At 72.1% G+C, this 16310-nt stretch carries 16 protein-coding genes; 10 read left to right on the top strand and 6 right to left on the bottom strand.

What is annotated here, in order from left to right:
• The first annotated feature begins 189 nt into the window (after nt 1-189).
• Both ACPWUT_RS03890 and ACPWUT_RS03895 read left to right on the top strand, forming a co-directional pair.
• Nucleotides 190-1536, top strand: coding sequence for a hemolysin family protein (locus tag ACPWUT_RS03890; protein WP_284529857.1), 1347 nt, complete (start codon nt 190-192; stop codon nt 1534-1536).
• Nucleotides 1533-2588 (top strand): hemolysin family protein, encoded by a 1056-nt coding sequence (locus ACPWUT_RS03895; protein WP_425840826.1) that lies wholly within the window; start codon nt 1533-1535, stop codon nt 2586-2588. The genes ACPWUT_RS03890 and ACPWUT_RS03895 overlap by 4 nt, the downstream gene beginning before the upstream one ends.
• An 80-nt stretch (nt 2589-2668) precedes the next feature.
• On the opposite strand, the gene ACPWUT_RS03900 is transcribed toward ACPWUT_RS03895, so the two are convergent.
• Nucleotides 2669-3748 carry an NADH:flavin oxidoreductase/NADH oxidase gene (locus ACPWUT_RS03900; RefSeq protein ID WP_284529861.1) on the bottom strand — a complete coding sequence of 360 codons (1080 nt, stop codon included), beginning with the start codon at nt 3746-3748 and terminating at the stop codon, nt 2669-2671.
• Nucleotides 3749-3789: 41 nt separating this feature from the next.
• Here ACPWUT_RS03900 and ACPWUT_RS03905 point away from each other — a divergent pair, with 41 nt between their 5' ends.
• Genes ACPWUT_RS03905 through ACPWUT_RS03920 form a run of 4 tightly spaced genes read left to right on the top strand, consistent with a single transcriptional unit; the run spans nt 3790 to nt 7459 of the window.
• On the top strand, nt 3790-4617 hold the full coding sequence (locus tag ACPWUT_RS03905; protein WP_284529862.1) for an ADP-dependent NAD(P)H-hydrate dehydratase: 828 nt from the start codon (nt 3790-3792) through the stop codon (nt 4615-4617).
• 55 nt (nt 4618-4672) lie between these two features.
• Nucleotides 4673-5896, top strand: coding sequence for a hypothetical protein (locus tag ACPWUT_RS03910; protein WP_425840831.1), 1224 nt, complete (start codon nt 4673-4675; stop codon nt 5894-5896).
• 21 nt (nt 5897-5917) lie between these two features.
• Nucleotides 5918-6235: a thiamine-binding protein gene (locus tag ACPWUT_RS03915; RefSeq protein WP_284529864.1), complete on the top strand. Its 318-nt coding sequence runs from the start codon at nt 5918-5920 to the stop codon at nt 6233-6235.
• A gap of 9 nt (nt 6236-6244) precedes the next feature.
• Nucleotides 6245-7459, top strand: a complete 1215-nt coding sequence (locus ACPWUT_RS03920; protein ID WP_425840834.1) for an MFS transporter — start codon at nt 6245-6247, stop codon at nt 7457-7459.
• On the opposite strand, the gene metX is transcribed toward ACPWUT_RS03920, so the two are convergent.
• Both metX and ACPWUT_RS03930 read right to left on the bottom strand, forming a co-directional pair.
• On the bottom strand, nt 7460-8662 hold the full coding sequence (gene metX / locus ACPWUT_RS03925; RefSeq protein ID WP_284529866.1) for a homoserine O-acetyltransferase MetX: 1203 nt from the start codon (nt 8660-8662) through the stop codon (nt 7460-7462).
• Nucleotides 8663-8936: 274 nt separating this feature from the next.
• Complete coding sequence (locus ACPWUT_RS03930) at nt 8937-10259, bottom strand: bifunctional o-acetylhomoserine/o-acetylserine sulfhydrylase (RefSeq protein WP_425840837.1); 1323 nt, start codon at nt 10257-10259, stop codon at nt 8937-8939.
• Nucleotides 10260-10434: 175 nt separating this feature from the next.
• Between ACPWUT_RS03930 and ACPWUT_RS03935 the strand changes: the two genes are divergently transcribed.
• Nucleotides 10435-11211, top strand: coding sequence for an SDR family oxidoreductase (locus ACPWUT_RS03935; RefSeq protein ID WP_284529868.1), 777 nt, complete (start codon nt 10435-10437; stop codon nt 11209-11211).
• 92 nt (nt 11212-11303) lie between these two features.
• On the opposite strand, the gene ACPWUT_RS03940 is transcribed toward ACPWUT_RS03935, so the two are convergent.
• Entirely contained in the window at nt 11304-12827 is a 1524-nt protein-coding gene (locus tag ACPWUT_RS03940; protein ID WP_425840840.1) for an MFS transporter, read from the bottom strand.
• Between the two features lie 119 nt (nt 12828-12946).
• Here ACPWUT_RS03940 and ACPWUT_RS03945 point away from each other — a divergent pair, with 119 nt between their 5' ends.
• The 3 genes from ACPWUT_RS03945 to ACPWUT_RS03955 are packed head-to-tail and all read left to right on the top strand — an operon-like array spanning nt 12947 to nt 14765.
• Entirely contained in the window at nt 12947-13447 is a 501-nt protein-coding gene (locus tag ACPWUT_RS03945) for a phosphoribosyltransferase (protein WP_425840843.1), read from the top strand.
• Entirely contained in the window at nt 13447-14145 is a 699-nt protein-coding gene (locus ACPWUT_RS03950) for a uracil-DNA glycosylase (protein ID WP_425840846.1), read from the top strand. The genes ACPWUT_RS03945 and ACPWUT_RS03950 overlap by 1 nt, the downstream gene beginning before the upstream one ends.
• Before the next feature lie 5 nt (nt 14146-14150).
• Nucleotides 14151-14765 (top strand): GNAT family N-acetyltransferase, encoded by a 615-nt coding sequence (locus ACPWUT_RS03955; protein ID WP_425840849.1) that lies wholly within the window; start codon nt 14151-14153, stop codon nt 14763-14765.
• Here the strand turns inward: ACPWUT_RS03955 and ACPWUT_RS03960 are convergent.
• Complete coding sequence (locus ACPWUT_RS03960; protein WP_425840852.1) at nt 14748-15170, bottom strand: protealysin inhibitor emfourin; 423 nt, start codon at nt 15168-15170, stop codon at nt 14748-14750. The genes ACPWUT_RS03955 and ACPWUT_RS03960 overlap by 18 nt on opposite strands.
• Complete coding sequence (locus ACPWUT_RS03965; protein ID WP_425840855.1) at nt 15154-16257, bottom strand: M4 family metallopeptidase; 1104 nt, start codon at nt 16255-16257, stop codon at nt 15154-15156. Before ACPWUT_RS03965 ends, ACPWUT_RS03960 begins: the two co-directional genes overlap by 17 nt.
• Between the last annotated feature and the right edge of the window lie 53 nt (nt 16258-16310).

Below are 16310 nucleotides of genomic sequence, written 5' to 3' on the forward strand. Positions count from 1 at the left end.
TGGACCTTGTCCCACTTCCGGTCGTCTCGGCAGGGTCGAAGCGACCGAATGTGGGACATGACGGAGGCGGGAGGCCGCGGGACGGCACGGAGGGGCATGCCGTAGAATCGTCGGCACGATGGACGACCCTCCCAGTTGTAGACATTCGCCCCACCGACCCTCTTCCCGCATGAGCGGGGGTGATGCGTGATGGATTACGTCATGTTGGGCGTGGGGCTCCTCCTGACGATCGGCACCGGCCTCTTCGTCGCCAGCGAGTTCGCCCTGGTCAATCTCGATCGGGCGGAGCTCGAGAAGCGGCAGGCCGCGGGCGAGTCCCGGCTGTCGATGACGATCAGCGCGCTGAAGATCACCTCGACGCACCTCTCGAGTGCGCAGCTCGGCATCACGCTGACGACGCTCCTCACCGGTTACACGATGGAGCCGGCGCTGTCGAACCTGCTGAACCCCGTTTTCACCGCCTGGGGCATCCCGGCGTCGGTGTCGCGGCCGATCGCCACGATCGTCGCGATCTCCGTGGCCACGATCTTCTCGATGATCCTGGGCGAGCTCGTCCCCAAGAACTTCGCGCTCGCCGTGCCGCGGCAGACCGCGAAGCTGGTGATCCCCTTCCAGACGGTGTTCACGACGGTCTTCCGGCCCGCGATCACGGTGCTCAACGGCAGCGCCAACGGCGTGCTGCGGGCGATGGGCGTCGAGCCCAAGGAGGAGCTGTCGGGGGCGCGCACCGCCGAGGAGCTGTCGAGCCTCGTCCGCCGCTCGGCGAGCGCGGGCCTCCTCGAGGAGGACACCGCCTCCCTGCTCGACCGCACCCTGACCTTCGCGCGCCTGACGACGGCCGACGTCATGACGCCGCGTCCCAGCGTCCACGCCGTGGCCGCGGGCGACAGCGTCGAGGACGTCATCCAGCTCGCGCGCCGCACCGGCCACAGTCGGTTCCCCGTCTACGACGAGTCGATGGACGACATCACCGGGATCGTCCACCTCAAGCAGGCGGTGAGCGTGCCCCGCGACCGCCGCGGCGACGTGCCGGCCGCGGCCATCGCCGAGGAGCCCCTGCGCGTGCCCGAGGCCGTCCACCTCGACGGCCTCATGTCCGAGCTGCGTGCCCGGGGCTATCAGATGGCGATCGTGGTCGACGAGTACGGCGGCACCGCCGGGGTCGTCACGCTCGAGGACCTGGTCGAGGAGATCGTCGGCGAAGTGCTCGACGAGCACGACCGGAGCCGCGCGGGCATCGTCCGCGGTGCCGACGCCGTGACCTTCCCGGGCGACCTGCGCCCCGACGAGCTGCGCGACCGCACCGGCATCCGCGTGCCCGAGGGCGACGTCTACGACACCGTCGGCGGCTTCATCATGTCGACCCTGGAGCGCATCCCGGTCGCCGGTGACACCGTGGAGATCGAGGACGGCGTGCTGACCGTCCACCGCATGGACGGGCGACGGGTCGACCGCGTGAAGTTCGTGCCGCACCCGATGTCGGAGGACGCCGAGAAGGCGGTCCGTGCCGGACTGGACGGGGGTGAGTCGCGATGAACGACTGGGCGGGAATCGCATGGCTGTTCGTGCTGCTGCTGTTCAACGCGTTCTTCGTCGGCGCCGAGTTCGCGGTCATCTCCGCGCGGCGCTCGCAGATCGAGCCGTTGGCGGAGAAGGGATCGCGCGCCGCCAGGACCGCGCTCTACGCGATGGAGCACGCGACGCTCATGCTGGCCACGAGCCAGCTCGGCATCACGATCTGCTCCCTCCTCATCCTGAACGTGTCCGAACCGGCCATCCACCACCTGCTGGAGGTGCCGCTCGCGCTGACGGGGTGGAGTGAGGCCGTCATCGGCGGGGTCGCCTTCGCGCTGGCGCTGCTCCTGGTCTCGTATCTGCACGTCGTCTTCGGCGAGATGGTGCCGAAGAACCTCGCGTTCTCGCTGCCCGACCGGGCCGTGCTGATGCTCGCGACACCGCTGGTATGGGTGTCCAAGCTCTTCCACCCGGTGATCGTGGCGCTCAACTGGATCGCGAACCACATCGTCCGCCTCTTCCGCGTGGAGCCCAAGGACGAGGCGGCCTCGACCTTCACGCTCGACGAGGTCGCGACGATCGTCAACCAGTCGCGCATCGAGGGCGTGCTGGACGACGCGTCCGGCGCGGTGACGGCCGCCGTCGAGTTCACCGAGAAGAAGGCCAAGGACGCCGCCGTGCCGCTCTCGGCGCTCGTGACGCTCCCCGACACCACCACGCCCGACGAGATCGAGCGCGCTGTCGCCAAGCACGGCTTCTCGCGCTACGTGATCGTCGACGCCGCGGGGCTGCCGATCGGCTACGTGCACCTCAAGGACGTGCTCCGCGAGGCGGAGGGGCCGGATGCCGATGCCCACGCCAACGCCCCGATCCCGGCCAAGCGGATCCACCACATGGTGCCCGTGTCGGAGACGACGGATCTCGAGGACGCTCTGGCGCTGATGCGGCGGTCGAGCCGTCACCTCGCGCAGGTGCGCGACGCGCGCGGCGAGACCACGGCGGTGCTGTTCCTGGAGGACATCATCGAGGAGCTGGTCGGCGAGGTGGACGACGCGACCCGACGACGGCGCTGAGAAATCGAAGCGCTGACATACAGAAGCAGGGGGCGGACGCGATCGCGTCCGCCCCCTGCTGTGTCGAGTCGGGAACCGGGTCAGCGGGCTGCGCGCGCGTACTGGACAGGCCAGAGCGGGCGCTCGAGAGTCCGGTCGCTCTCGCCGAGTTCGCCGAGGGCGCGGAGTCCGAAGTGCGGGTCGCGCAGCCACTCGCGCCCCGCGAGCACCACGTCGGCGTCGCCGGCGGCGAGGATCTGCTCGGCCTGCGCGCCGGTCGTGATCTCGCCGACGGCGCCGACGGGGCCGACGCCCGCGGCGCGGACCTCCGCGGCGAAGGGCACCTGGTAGCCGGGACCCGTCGTGATGTGCTGGTGGGCGACGAGACCGCCGCTGGAGATGTCGAAGAACTCCGCGCCGCGCTCGGCCGCCCATCCGGCGACCGTCGCGGTCTGGGCGACGTCCCAGCCGCCGTCGGCGGCGTCGGTGGCCGAGAAGCGGACGAGCAGCGCGACGTCGGGCGCGGCGGCGCGGACGGCTTCGACGATCCGCAGCAGCAGTCGTGCGCGGTTCTCGAGCGACCCGCCGTACTCGTCGTCGCGCTGGTTGGACAGCGGTGAGAGGAACTGGTGCAGCAGGTAGCCGTGGGCCGCATGGACCTCGAGCGCCTCGAAACCGGCATCGACCGCGCGCACGGCGGCGGCGGCGAACGCGTCGACGAGCTCATCGATCTGCTCGGCGGTGAGCGCCTCGGGCGCGTCGAAGCCCTCGTAGGCGACGGCGGACGGCGCGACGGTCTGCCACCCGCCCTCGGACGCGGGCACGGTGCCCCGAGCGCCGGTGAAGGGCGACCACGTCGACGCCTTCCGGCCGGCGTGGGCGAGCTGGATCCCCGGGACGGCACCGCGGGCGCGGATCGCGTCGACGATCGGACGCCAGGCGTCGCGCTGGGCGTCGTTCCAGATCCCGGTGTCCTCGGGGGAGATGCGTCCCTCCGCGGTGACGGCGGTCGCCTCGGCGATCACCATGCCGGCTCCTCCCGACGCGAACTGCGCCAGGTGCACGAGGTGCCAGGTGTTCGGCACGCCCTCCTCGGCGGAGTACTGGCACATCGGCGCCACCCAGAGGCGGTTGCGGACGGTGATGCCGTGCAGGTCGATCGGGGAGAACAGCAGACTCATGCGGTGGTGCTCCAGAGGGTTCGCGCCGGTAGGGTGACGCCATGGATGGAGGATGGACGCCCGCCGATGCGGCTCGCGTCCTTCGTGAGCCAACGGCAGCCGATGACAAGTATTCCCGGGGCGTGCTCGGGGTGCGAACCGGCTCGACCGCCTACCCCGGCGCGGCGGTGCTGGGCGTGGAGGCCGCGTGGCGCACGGGAGTGGGCATGGTGCGCTACGTCGGACCCGACCGCGCCGCCGATCTGGTGCTCGCCCGCCGCCCCGAGACCGTCACCGGAGAAGGTCGGGTACAGGCCTGGGTGATCGGGTCGGGCACGGACGCGGCCGCGCGCGAAGCCGCCGAGACCGACGCGCTGCAGGCGCTGCTGGCCGGCGAGGCGCCCGTGGTCGTGGATGCCGGAGCGCTCGACCTGGCACCGGGGGCTGCGGCGCCGGTGCTGGTGACGCCGCACGAACGCGAGCACACCCGCCTGCGCGACGCGCTCGGCCTCGCACCCCGGCGAGACCGGATCGGGGCGGCACGGGAGACCGCCGCGGCCCTGGGCGGATGCGTGCTGCTCAAGGGCTCGCGCACGGTCGTGGCGACGCCGTCGGGATGGTCGACCACCCTCCCCGCCGCGTCGGCCTGGCTCGCCACGGCCGGGACCGGCGACGTGCTCGCGGGCGTCGTCGGCGCCGTCGTCGCCGCGGCCGCCGCGCGCGGTGCGGTGGACGCCGACGAGCTCGGACCCCTCGCCGCGACCGGCTCGTGGCTCCACGCGCAGGCGGCCGCACGCGCCGTCGCCGCCGCGGAGGGCGGCCCGGTGACGGCCCTCGACGTCGCCGAGCAGCTGCCCGCCGCCGTGGGCGCGCTGCTGCGGCGCGGCTGACCACAGGTCGGCGTCGGGCCGCGGGTGCCCGCCTCCCGCTCCCTAGGATGGGAGCGTGTCGAGACGGACGGTGATGTGGGTGGTGTTCGTCGCCGTCCACCTCGGCGTCGCCTGGCTCGGCTTCCTGATGCCCAACGAGCCGATGGGCGACGTCTATCGCGTGTACGAGCCGTGGTCGGCCCAGGCGCTCGCGGGCGGCGGCATCGTCGGGATCGATGAACCGTGGGTCTACCCGCAGCTCGCGCTCATCCCGATGGTGCTCGCTCACGCCTTCGTGCCGATCGTCGGCTCGTACACCGTCGCATGGGTGCTGCTGGTGACCCTGGTCGACGCCGCGGCCTTCGCCCTCCTGCTCGGCCGCGCCCGATCTACCGGCCGCACGGTCGCCGCGTGGTACTGGCTGGCCTATATCGCCGCCCTGGGGCCGGTGGGCCTGTACCGCCTCGACGGCTTCACGGTGCCGGTCGCGATCGCGGGCTGCCTGTGGCTGGTCGGCCGCCCGTGGCTGGCTTCGGTGCTGCTGGCGGCGGTGACCTGGGTCAAGGTCTGGCCGGCGGCGCTGCTCGCCGCCGCGGTCGTGGCGATGCGCCGGCGCGCGGCGGTCGTGGGCGGCGCGCTCGTCGTCTCGGGGCTCACCCTCACCGCCGTCTGGGCGGCCGGCGGCGCCGCGCACGCCTTCGGCTTCATCGGGGATCAGGCCACCCGCGGACTCCAGGTCGAGGCTCCCGTCGCGGCGCCGTACCTCTGGGGGGCGCTCCTGCGCCTCGACGGCTTCTCCGTGTACTACTCGTTCGACCTGCTGACCTTCCAGGTCACCGGGACCGAGATCGATCCCGTCATCGCCGCGATGACGCCGCTCCTGGTCCTGGCGATGGGAGCCGTCGCGGTGATCGGCGCGCTGAAGGCCTGGCAGGGGGCGACCTTCCACGCCCTCTTCCCGGTGCTGTCGCTGGCACTGGTGACCGGCTTCATCGTCTTCAACAAGGTCGGCTCCCCGCAGTACCTGTGCTGGCTCGTGCCCTCGCTCGTGATCGGCCTCATGATCGACCGTCCGGCATGGACGGGCCCGGCCACCCTCGCCCTGACCGCCGCCCTCCTCACCCAGCTCGTGTACCCGGTGCTCTACATGGGCATCCTCGTGCCCGAGCCGCTCGCGGTGAGCCTGCTCACCGTCCGCAACGTCGTCCTCATCGTGCTGTTCGCCTGGATGGTCGGCCGCCTCGCGCGGGTGCGGCCACCGCGTCACACCGGCGTCGGCACCCGCCGCGTCGCCCGCTGATCGATCCTCCGGAGGTCTCCCATGCTCATCGCCTTCTCCGTCGCCCCCAGCGGCACCGGCCGCGCCGACGGCTCGGTGCACGATGCGGTCGCCGCGGCGGTCGCCGTCGTGCGCGCCTCGGGCCTCCCGCACCGCACGAGCTCGATGTTCACCGAGGTGGAGGGGGAGTGGGACGAGGTGATGGCCGTCGTCAAGGCCGCCACCGAGGCCGTACTGCCCTACGGGTCGAGGGTGTCGCTCGTGCTGAAGGCCGACATCCGGCCCGGCTACACCGGCGAGATCGACGGGAAGATCGAGCGGCTCGAGCGGGCGCTCGGGGAGACCTCGCGGGGCGACTAGCATGAGTCAGTGACCTCCTCGACTCTCTCGAGGGGTGCGGCGACGGGGGCGCTCCTCTCTCTCGCCATCGGCAGCTTCGGCATCGGCATGACCGAGTTCGTCGTCATGGGACTGCTGCCCGACATCGCGCGCGACCTCCTGCCGACCGTGTGGGCCGCCGACTCGGACGTCGCCATCGCGCACTCCGGCTGGCTCATCTCCCTGTACGCCTTGGGCGTCGTCGTCGGGGCGCCGACGATCGCCGGCGCCGTCGCCAAGTACCCGCGTCACCGCGTCATGCTGGTGCTCGCGGGCGCACTGACGTTCTTCACGGCACTCACGTTCTTCGCCCCGACCTTCGAGACCGTGGCGGTGTCGCGGCTGCTGGCCGGACTCCCGCACGGCGCCTTCTTCGGAATCGGCGCCCTCGTGGCCTCCGACGTGCTCGGCCCCGGCAAACGTGCCCAGGGCGTGGCCTTCGTGCTGACCGGCCTCACCGTGGCGAACGTCGTCGGTGTGCCGCTCGGGACCTTCCTCGGGCAGCAGTTCGGCTGGCGCATCGCGTTCCTCCTCGTGGCGGTGATCTTCGCCGCCGCCACGGTCATGATCGCCGTCTTCGTGCCGCCGCACGCCGGCGATGCGGGCCGCACCCTCCGCGCCGAGCTGCGTGTCTTCCGCGTGCCGCAGGTCTGGTTCGCCCTCGGCATCGGTGCGATCGGCTTCGGCGGGTTCTTCGCCGCCTACAGCTACGTGGCCCCGGTGGTGACAGAGGTGGCGGAATCGCCCGCGTGGGCCGTGCCGATCGTCCTGGTGGTCATGGGGCTCGGGATGACGACCGGCAACCTCGTCGGGGGCAGGCTGGCCGACCGCGATCTGCGGCGCACCCTCGTGGGCGGGCTGGCAGGCCTCGTCGTTGTGCAGATCGCGCTCGCCCTGACGGCCGGCTGGATCGTCACGCTCGGCCTGTTCGTCTTCGCGATCGGATTCGCCTCCGCGGTGCTGGGCCCGACGATCCAGACCCGTCTGATGGATGTGGCCGGCGACAACCAGTCCATCGCGGCGGCGCTGAACCACTCCGCCCTCAACATCGGCAACGCCACCGGCGCCTTCCTCGGCGGTGTCGTCATCTCGGCCGGATTGGGCTTCGTGGCGCCGATCTGGACGGGAGCGCTGCTGGCGGCGCTCGGCCTCGCGATCGCCGTGATGAGTCTGCGCGCCGAGCGGGCCCAGGCGCTCGTCGGCTGATCAGGCGTCGAGCAGGCGGCGCAGGTGGGCGCCGACGGCCTCGCTCTCGATGAGGAAGCCGTCGTGGCCGAAGTCGCTGGAGAGCACCACCACGTCGTCGTCGATGGTCGAGCGGATGCCGCGGGCGATCCGCCGCTGACCGTCGACGGGGAAGAGGCGGTCGCTGTCTATGCCGAGCACGAGGGTGCGGGCGGTGATCCTCGCGAGTGCGTCCTCGACCCCGCCGCGATCGCGGCCGATGTCGTGGGAGTTCATCGCCTCCACGAGGGTGAGGTACGAGTTGGCGTCGAAGCGGCGGGTGAACTTGTTGCCGTGGAAGTCGAGGTAGCTCTCCACGGCGTAGCGGCCCCCGCCGGTGAGCGGGCTCTTGTCGGACTGCCAGCTGCGGCCGAAGCGCTGATTGAGCTCGGTGGGGCTGCGGTAGTTCAGCAGCGCCATGCGGCGCGCGAGCGCGAGGCCCCGGTGCGGCCCCTCGCCGTCGGCGGCGTCGTAGTACTCGCCGCCGGCGAAGCGGGGGTCCATGCGGATCGCCTCCAGCTGCACCGAGTTGAGCGCGACCTGGTCGGCGGTCGTGGTCGGCGGTGAGCAGAGCACCGCGAGACGCTCGACGCGCTCCGGATGTCCGACGGCCCATTCCAGTGCGTGCATGCCGCCCATCGAGCCGCCGACGACCGCGGCCCACGCGCGGATCCCGAGCGCGTCGGCGAGACGGGCCTGCGCCTCCACCTGATCGCGGATGGTCAGCCCCGGGAACCGCGCCGCCCACTCGTAGCCGTCGGGGGCGATGCTCGATGGGCCGGTCGAGCCCTGGCACCCGCCGAGCATGTTCGCCGCGACGACGAACCAGCGGTCGGTGTCGATCGCGGCTCCGGGCCCCACGATGTCGTCCCACCAGCCCGCGGTGGCGTGGCCGGGGCCGGCCGGCCCGCGCACGTGGCTGTCGCCGGTGAGGGCGTGCAGCACGAGCACGGCGTTGTCGGCCGCCGGCGACAGCTCGCCCCAGGTCTCGTACGCGAGGCGGATGGCGGGAAGCTCGCGCCCCGCCTCGGTGCGGAAGGCGCCGAGGGCCGCGAACCGGCGCTCGCCGGGGGCGTCGCCGTCGCGCCACGCCCCGGTGGCCGGCGGGCGGGCGCGCAGCAGGCGCGCGTCAGCCTCCGTGATCGGTGCGCTCGGCACCGTGTCCTCGGAGGTCTGCCAGTCCATGGCTCCATTGTCCCGGGCTTCGTCGCCGGCCGTCGTCGTGTTACGTCCCGTCGGTGCGGGACGAGCGCGAGGTGTCGTGATCAGCGTCTGAGCGTGTCGCGAGCAGGCTGAAACGGACGAAAGAGACGGTGGGCGGCGGTCGGAGCCGCTTCAGCCTGCTTTCGCCACCGTCGAGGCCTCCGTCGTTGCCGTCGGGGCGGGGCGACGCGCCGGCGGAACGACGGATGCCCCGTCCCGAAGGACGAGGCATCCGTGTCGTTCTGAGGAGGAACGCTCAGGCGCGGGCAGTCTCCGAGACGCGGCGCGCGGCGGCCAGTGCCTGCTCGAGGTCGGCCTTGAGGTCGTCGATGTTCTCGAGACCGATCGACAGACGCACGAGGCCCGGGGTGACGCCGGTGGTGAGCTGCTGCTCGGGCGTCAGCTGGGAGTGGGTCGTCGAGGCCGGGTGGATGACGAGCGAGCGCACGTCGCCGATGTTGGCGAGGTGGCTGAACAGCGTCAGAGCGTTGACGAACTCGCGCCCCGCCTGCACACCGCCCTTGAGCTCGAACGACAGCACGGCGCCGACGCCCTTGGGTGCGTAGCGGTTGGCCGCGGCGTACCAGGGCGAGGTGGGCAGGCCGGAGTAGTTGACCGAGGCGATGTCGTCGTGGTTCTCGAGCCACTCCGCGATCTCCTGCGCGTTCTGGACGTGACGCTCGATGCGCAGCGACAGCGTCTCGATGCCCTGGATGAGCAGCCACGCGCTCTGGGGCGAGATGGCGGCACCGAGGTCGCGCAGCAGCTGCACGCGCGCCTTGATGATGTACGCCAGGCCGTCGCCGACCGCCGTCGTGTACGACGCGCCGTGGTACGAGGGGTCGGGCTCGGTGAGACCCGGGAACTTCTCGACGTTCTTGGACCACTCGAACGAGCCGCCGTCGACGATCACGCCGCCGATGACCGTGCCGTGGCCGCCGAGGAACTTCGTCGCCGAGTGCACGACGATGTCGGCGCCGTGCTCGAACGGGCGGATGAGGTACGGCGTCGCGATGGTGTTGTCGACGATGAGCGGCACGCCCGCCTCGTGGGCGACGTCGGCGACGGTGCGGATGTCGAGGATGTTGATCTTCGGGTTTCCGATGGTCTCGGCGAAGAAGAGCTTGGTGTTGGGCCGCACGGCGCGGCGCCACTCCTCGGCATCGTCCTGGTTCTCGACGAAGGTGACCTCGATGCCGAGCTTGGCGAGCGTATACTTGAAGAGGTTGTACGTTCCGCCGTAGATCGAGCTGGACGAGACGATGTGGTCGCCGGCCTCGGCGATGTTCAGGACAGCGAAGGTCTCGGCGGCCTGGCCCGACGCGACCAGGAGGGCGCCGGTGCCCCCCTCCAGCGCGGCGACGCGCTGCTCGACGACGTCCTGCGTCGGGTTCTGGATGCGCGTGTAGATGTTGCCGAACTCGGCCAGCGCGAACAGGTTCGCCGCGTGGTCGGCGTTGTCGAACACGTACGACGTGGTCTGGTAGATCGGGGTGGCGCGCGCCTTCGTGACCGGGTCGGGAGCGGCGCCCGTGTGGATCTGCTTGGTCTCGAAGCGCCAGTTCTCTGCTGCCGACATGATGTGCTCCTGCGGGTTCGGGTCGCGTGGTCTGAGGCGGCGGATGCCGTTGCTCGACAGTACGGTCGGTGCCGTGGCGCCGACAAGGCGCGGGAAATGTGACGTAACGTGCCGATCCCGCGTGATTCCGGGGCGGGACGGGGCCGGCGCGCCGATGTGTCGTAGCGTGGATGTCATGACGACGCGACGCGCAGTGGTGACCGGAGCGAGCTCGGGGATCGGTGAGGCCGCCGTGCGGGCGCTGCGCGCCGGCGGGTGGGACGTCGTCGGGGTCGCCCGTCGCGCGGACCGCCTGGAGGCCCTCGACGCCGAGGTCGGCTCGGTCTCCTTCGCCGCGGACCTCACGTCGCCCGCCGACGTCGACGCGCTCGCCGAGCACCTCTCGTCGACCGGAGACGTCCACGCCCTCGTGCACGTGGCCGGCGGTGCGCGCGGCACCGACCGTGTCGAGGACGGCGTCGCCGAGGACTGGCGCTGGATGTTCGAGGTGAACGTCCTCTCCGCCCAGCGGGTGACGGCCGCGGTGCTGCCGCTGCTGCGCTCCTCGATCGCCGAGGGCGGTCACGCCGACACCCTGTTCGTCACGTCGACCGCGGCCCAGACCGCCTACCCCGGCGGGTCGGGGTACAACGCCGCGAAGGCGGGGGAGTCCATGCTCGCCCGTGCGCTGCGGCTCGAGCTGAACGGCGAGCCGATCCGCGTGACCGAGATCGCCCCGGGCATGGTGTTCACCGAGGAGTTCACGCTCAACCGCCTCGGCGGCGACCGGGCGGCCGCGGAGAAGGTCTACGAGGGCGTGGCGGATCCGCTGACCGCCGGCGACGTCGCCGACGTCATCGCGTACGCGCTGAACGCGCCCGGGCATGTGAACCTCGACCTCGTCACGATGCGCCCCGTCGCCCAGTCGGCCCAGCATCTGCTGGCCCGCGGCCCCCTGCGCCCGCGGCTGTAGCAGCGCTGCGTTTGGTCTCGTCGCTGCGCTCCTCTGCGTTTCGTCTCGTCGCTGCGCTCCTCTGCGTTTCGTCTCGTCGCTGCGCTCCTCTCTCAACGACCGGGGAGAGGCGCGGAGGGCGAGACCTCCGCGGCGTCGGAGAACGCGACCTTCGGCACGAACAGCAGCAGGACGGCTGCGAGGAAGCCGCCGCCTGCGCAGATCGCCCACACCGTCAGATAGCCGCCGAGCGAGGCCGCGGTCTGACTGGCCACGACGCCCGCGCCGCCGGCCAGGACGACCCCGAAGACCGCTGACGAGAAGGTGCCGCCGATCGTCTTGGTGGTGTTGGTGAGAGCGGACGCCACGCCGGTCTGCCCCAGCGGCGCCGCGGCCGCCGCGGCCGCCGGCATGGCGCCGACGAGCGCACCGCATCCGAGGCCCGCGATCGAGAGGTTCAGCAGCACCTGCCACAGCTCCAGGTGGAACGGCAGGAACAGGGTGTAGCCGACGCCCACGAGGAGCGCCGCCGCGATGAGCACGACGCGGGGGCTCGCGCGGCGGGAGGTGATCGCGAACAGCACGGCGCCGACGATGAGCGAGACGAGGTACACGCCGATGATGTTGGAGCGCTCGGTGGCATCCAGTCCCAGCCCGTAGCCCAGCGACGGGTCGGTGCCCGCGTAGGTGGACAGCGGGCCTTGCGCGCCGAGCAGGCTGATGCCGATGAGGAACGCCGTGGCCTGGACCGGCCACATGTCCGGCCGCGCGAGCACGCGGATGTCGATCGCCGGATCCTGCTGGCGCAGCTCGAACAGCACGAACCCGACCAGCACGAGCACGCCGACCACGAGGAGCGCACCGACGCCGAACCACGCGCCGGCGCCGAGGCCGAGCTCGCCGATGAGGCGCATCCACGCCAGCGCGCTCGTGACGAGGAGCAGCCCCCACGCGAGGATCACGAAGCCCCAGGTGTCGAGCGAGCGGCCGGGCTGCGGGGTCGACTCGGGCACCCACAGCCAGATGACGACCGCGACGAGGGTCACCGCGACCGCCGGGACGATGAGCGTGAGGGTGAGGTCGCCGCCGGTCGCCGCGAAGATGCGGCCGGCCGCCAGGGCGCCGATGATGGCCCCCGCCTGCAGGCCGACCACCAGGAGGCCTGCCGCGCGCCGAGTGAGCGAGACGCCGCGATTCTGCTCGCGGCCGCGCTCGAAGATGAGGGCGATCTCCAGCGGCAGCCACACGACGTAGAAGCCCTGGAGCGCCCACGCGATGAGGAAGGTCCAGAACGACCCGGCGAAGGCGAGCCACCACGTCGCTCCGGCGGTCAGGATCGCCGCTATCAGCAGGATCCGCTTGTGCCCGTACATGTCGCCGAGCTTGGCCAGCACCGGCACGACCAGCGCGGACAGCAGCAGTTGCGCCGCCTCGAACCAGTTGACGTCGGAGTCGTGGATGTCCAGGGCGATGACGATGTCGCTGAACAGCGGCACGTAGTAGCCCTGCAGGATGCCGCTGACGATCTCGACGAGGACGAACCAGCCGATGAGGCCGGCGGTGATCCCCAACGTCGAGGAGCGCAGTGCCGAGGAGCGCGCCGCGGAGGGCGACGAGGATGCGGTTCGGGATGCCACGGCGTCAGTCTAGGTCTGAGCTCCGGCGCGACCCGGTCTTTCGTGCGGGGCGCGCGTCCTAGGCTGGTTCCGACGAGGGCCGGGCGCCGCAGCGACCGGTCGGGCTGAAGGAGGAGCGGGTGACGCAGGAGCGCGAGAAGCTGACCTGGGACGGGTTCGGGGCGGCGACGCGCGAGCTGTCCCGCCGGATCGTCGACGACGGGTTCGTCCCCGACGTCGTGGTCGCCATCGCCCGGGGAGGGCTGCTCCCGGCAGGCGCGATCGCCTACGGCCTGGGGGTCAAGAGCTGCGGTGCGCTGAACGTCGAGTTCTACACCGGCATCGGCACGGTCCTCGACGCCCCCGAGCTGCTGCCGCCCGACCTCGACCTCGGCTATCTCCCCGGCAAGCGGGTGCTGCTGGTCGACGACGTCGCCGACAGCGGCCGCACCCTCGCGCTCGCCGTCCAGCTGCTCCAGGAGGCGGGCGCCGACGTGCGCTCGGTCTGCATCTACACCAAGCCCGGCTCGGTCGCCCTCCCGGACTACGCCTGGCGCGAGACGCCGCTGTGGATCGACTTCCCGTGGTCCGCGAAGGGAACCGTCGTCGAGGAGGACGGCGGCACGCAGGCGAGCGCGTGATGGCCCTCGCGCTGCCTCAGCTTGCCGCGGCCGGGCTCATCGACCCCGCCTGGGCCGAGGCGCTGGCTCCGGTCGGCCCCGACATCGCCGCGCTGGGCGAGCGGCTGCGCGCCGAGACGGCCGCCGGTCGTGGCTATCTCCCCGCCGGGGACCGGGTGCTCCGCGCGTTCTCGCGCCCGCTCGACGAGGTGCGCGTGCTCATCGTCGGTCAGGACCCCTACCCGACGCCGGGCCATCCCATCGGCCTGTCCTTCGCCGTCGACGCCCACGTGCGACCGCTGCCGCGGAGCCTGTCGAACATCTACCAGGAGCTCGAGGCCGACCTCGGCATCCCGCGGGCGGCCCACGGCGACCTCTCGTCGTGGAGCGACCAGGGCGTCATGCTCCTCAACCGCGTGCTCACCGTGATGCCGGGCCAGCCCGCGTCGCACCGCGGGTGGGGCTGGGAGAAGGTCACCGAGCACGCGATCCGCACGCTCGTCGCCCGCCCGGGTCCGCTCGTCGCGATCCTGTGGGGGAGGGATGCCGCGAACCTCCGGCCGCTCCTGGGCGACACCCCGATCATCGAGTCGGCCCATCCGTCGCCTCTGTCGGCGAGCCGGGGGTTCTTCGGCTCTCGGCCGTTCTCCCGCGCGAACGCGCTGCTGGCCGATCTGGGCGCCGACCCGGTGGACTGGCGGGTCCCCGCCCTAGGCTGAGCCTCATGCTGGAAGAGGAGTACGAGAAGTCGCGGAGGGTGCTGCCGCTCCATCTGCGCCGTGCTCCCGCGCCCGAGCGGCCGTTCTCGTACGAGATCCGCTCCGCGCAGCGCACCGACATGGCCGACGTGCGAGAGATCTACAACTACTACGTGACGAACTCCGTCGTCACCCTCGACGAGAAGAAGTGGTCGCACGCGAAGTGGGTGGACAAGTTCGACCACCTGCACAAGCTCGGGCTCCCCTTCCTCGTGGCCGTGTCGCCCACGGGCCAGATCCTCGGCTACGGTCTCGTCTCGCCCTGGACCGGCGGATCCGGATACCGGTACACGGTCGAGAACTCGATCTACCTGGGGCAGGCGGCCACCGGCAAGGGGCTCGGGCGCGGCCTGCTCGAAGCCCTCATCGCCGCGTGCGAGGAGCTCGGCATCCGCGAGATGGTCGCCGTCATCAGCGACAAGGGCGCCGAGGCGTCGGTGGCCCTCCACGAGAAGCTCGGGTTCGTCGAGGTGGGCCGGATGGGGCGGGTGGGCTTCAAGTTCGGCCGCTGGCTGGGCACCATCTACCTGCAGAAGCACCTGCACCCGAAGAAGAAGCGCCGATCACTGTTCGGACGCTGAGCGGACGGCGTCGATGAGCGCACGCCAGGGCCCGTCGACCTCGTGCTCCGCCAGCGCGGCGGAGCGCTCGGCGGCCGGGGTCCGCGCGGTCACGGTCCAGCAGAAGCGGTCCGCCCCGGCCGGCTCCGACGCCGCGCGGCCCGTGCCGTCGCCGTCCCAGTCGCAGGCGTCCACCAGCGCGGTCCAGGTCGCATCGTCGGGCCCGGCGGTCACGCTCCACCGGCGGGTGAGGCCCGCGAAGCCCCCGCTGCGCTCGACGACGACGGACATCCCGTCCGCGCCGGACGCGGTCGGCTGAGTGGGCGCGGTCGTCCCGTCGGGGCTGGTCGGCGCGCCGGGAGTGGTCGGCGTGCCGGCGTCCGGGGGCGGATCGCCGGCGGGATCGGGGTCAGCGGGGTGCGGCATCGTCGATGACGCCGACGCCCGACCAGGCGGCGCGGACGGCGGCGTGCTCCTCCGACTCCTCACCGTACTCGCGCACCGCCGTGTCGAGCGTGGCCCGCGCGAACGCGGCGAAGTCCACCGTGGGCGTGAGGGATCCTCCGGTGAGCGTCCGGTACCAGATGCGGCCCGCGCGCTCCCAGGCGAACCCGCCCAGCGCCATCGCGGCGAGGTGGAACGCCTTGTTGGGGATGCCGGAGTTGATGTGCACTCCGCCGTTGTCGGAGGTGGTGTCGACGTAGTCGCGCATGTGGGCGGGCTGCGGGTCTCGGCCGAGCACGTCGTCGTCGTACGCGGTCCCCGGTGCGCTCATGGAGCGCAGCGCGCTGCCCTGCACGGCGTCGGTGAAGATCTCCGCGCCGATGAGCCAGGACGCGTCGTCGACGCGCTGGCCGCGCGCGTGCTGCTCGGTGAGCACGCCGAGCACGTCGGCGATCGACTCGTTGAGCGCGCCGGACTGGCCCGCGTACACGAGGCCGCCCGCGCTCTCGATCACGCCGTGGCCGAGCTCGTGGGCGATGACGGTCAGCGAGCGGGTGAAGCCGGTGAAGACCTCGCCGTCTCCGTCGCCGAAGACCATGCGCTCGCCGTTCCAGAAGGCGTTGTCGTAGCGCTCGCCGTAGTGCACGGTCGCCAGGAGCGACCCGCCCGCCCCGTCGAGACCCACGCGCTCGAACGCGTCCCACAGGAAGGAGAAGGTCGCGCCGAGCCCGTCGAATGCGGCGTCGGCGGCCGCATCGCCGGTGGCCGGATCGTCCTCCCCGCGCACGCGCACGCCCGGGAGCGTCTCGCTGTTCTGCGCGTCGGAGACCACGCGGTCGGGTGTGGGGGAGGCCTCGACGACGAGCGCGCCGCCGTCGACGGACAGATCGAGGCTCGCGCGCACGGGGCGGTAGGCGCGCGGGGCGGCCAGGGTCGCGCGCGCCGCCTCGGAGGCGACGGCGAACCGGGGGTGGGATGTCGCGGCCAGCCGGGCGAGGAGGTACGCCGGGATGATCGCGTGGGCGGGTGAGGGCGCGAGCGCGCGCGTGCGGGTGGTCTCGGCTTCCATGACGGTCAGGCTATCCGCCGCCCCCGACGCGCGCCGCGGTGCGGGCTCGGCCG

This window comes from Microbacterium sp. PA5 (assembly GCF_049860775.1).
In the GTDB taxonomy this organism is placed as follows: domain Bacteria; phylum Actinomycetota; class Actinomycetes; order Actinomycetales; family Microbacteriaceae; genus Microbacterium.

Bases quoted from the DNA above. Each gene is read 5' to 3' on its own strand.
- ACPWUT_RS03890 (WP_284529857.1), top strand. From the start codon at position 190: ATGGATTACGTCATGTTGGGCGTGGGGCTCCTCCTGACGATCGGCACC.
- ACPWUT_RS03895 (WP_425840826.1), top strand. From the start codon at position 1,533: ATGAACGACTGGGCGGGAATCGCATGGCTGTTCGTGCTGCTGCTGTTC.
- ACPWUT_RS03900 (WP_284529861.1), bottom strand. From the start codon at position 3,748: ATGAGTCTGCTGTTCTCCCCGATCGACCTGCACGGCATCACCGTCCGC.
- ACPWUT_RS03905 (WP_284529862.1), top strand. From the start codon at position 3,790: ATGGATGGAGGATGGACGCCCGCCGATGCGGCTCGCGTCCTTCGTGAG.
- ACPWUT_RS03915 (WP_284529864.1), top strand. From the start codon at position 5,918: ATGCTCATCGCCTTCTCCGTCGCCCCCAGCGGCACCGGCCGCGCCGAC.
- metX (WP_284529866.1), bottom strand. From the start codon at position 8,662: ATGGACTGGCAGACCTCCGAGGACACGGTGCCGAGCGCACCGATCACG.
- ACPWUT_RS03930 (WP_425840837.1), bottom strand. From the start codon at position 10,259: ATGTCGGCAGCAGAGAACTGGCGCTTCGAGACCAAGCAGATCCACACG.
- ACPWUT_RS03935 (WP_284529868.1), top strand. From the start codon at position 10,435: ATGACGACGCGACGCGCAGTGGTGACCGGAGCGAGCTCGGGGATCGGT.
- ACPWUT_RS03950 (WP_425840846.1), top strand. From the start codon at position 13,447: ATGGCCCTCGCGCTGCCTCAGCTTGCCGCGGCCGGGCTCATCGACCCC.
- ACPWUT_RS03955 (WP_425840849.1), top strand. From the start codon at position 14,151: ATGCTGGAAGAGGAGTACGAGAAGTCGCGGAGGGTGCTGCCGCTCCAT.
- ACPWUT_RS03960 (WP_425840852.1), bottom strand. From the start codon at position 15,170: ATGCCGCACCCCGCTGACCCCGATCCCGCCGGCGATCCGCCCCCGGAC.
- ACPWUT_RS03965 (WP_425840855.1), bottom strand. From the start codon at position 16,257: ATGGAAGCCGAGACCACCCGCACGCGCGCGCTCGCGCCCTCACCCGCC.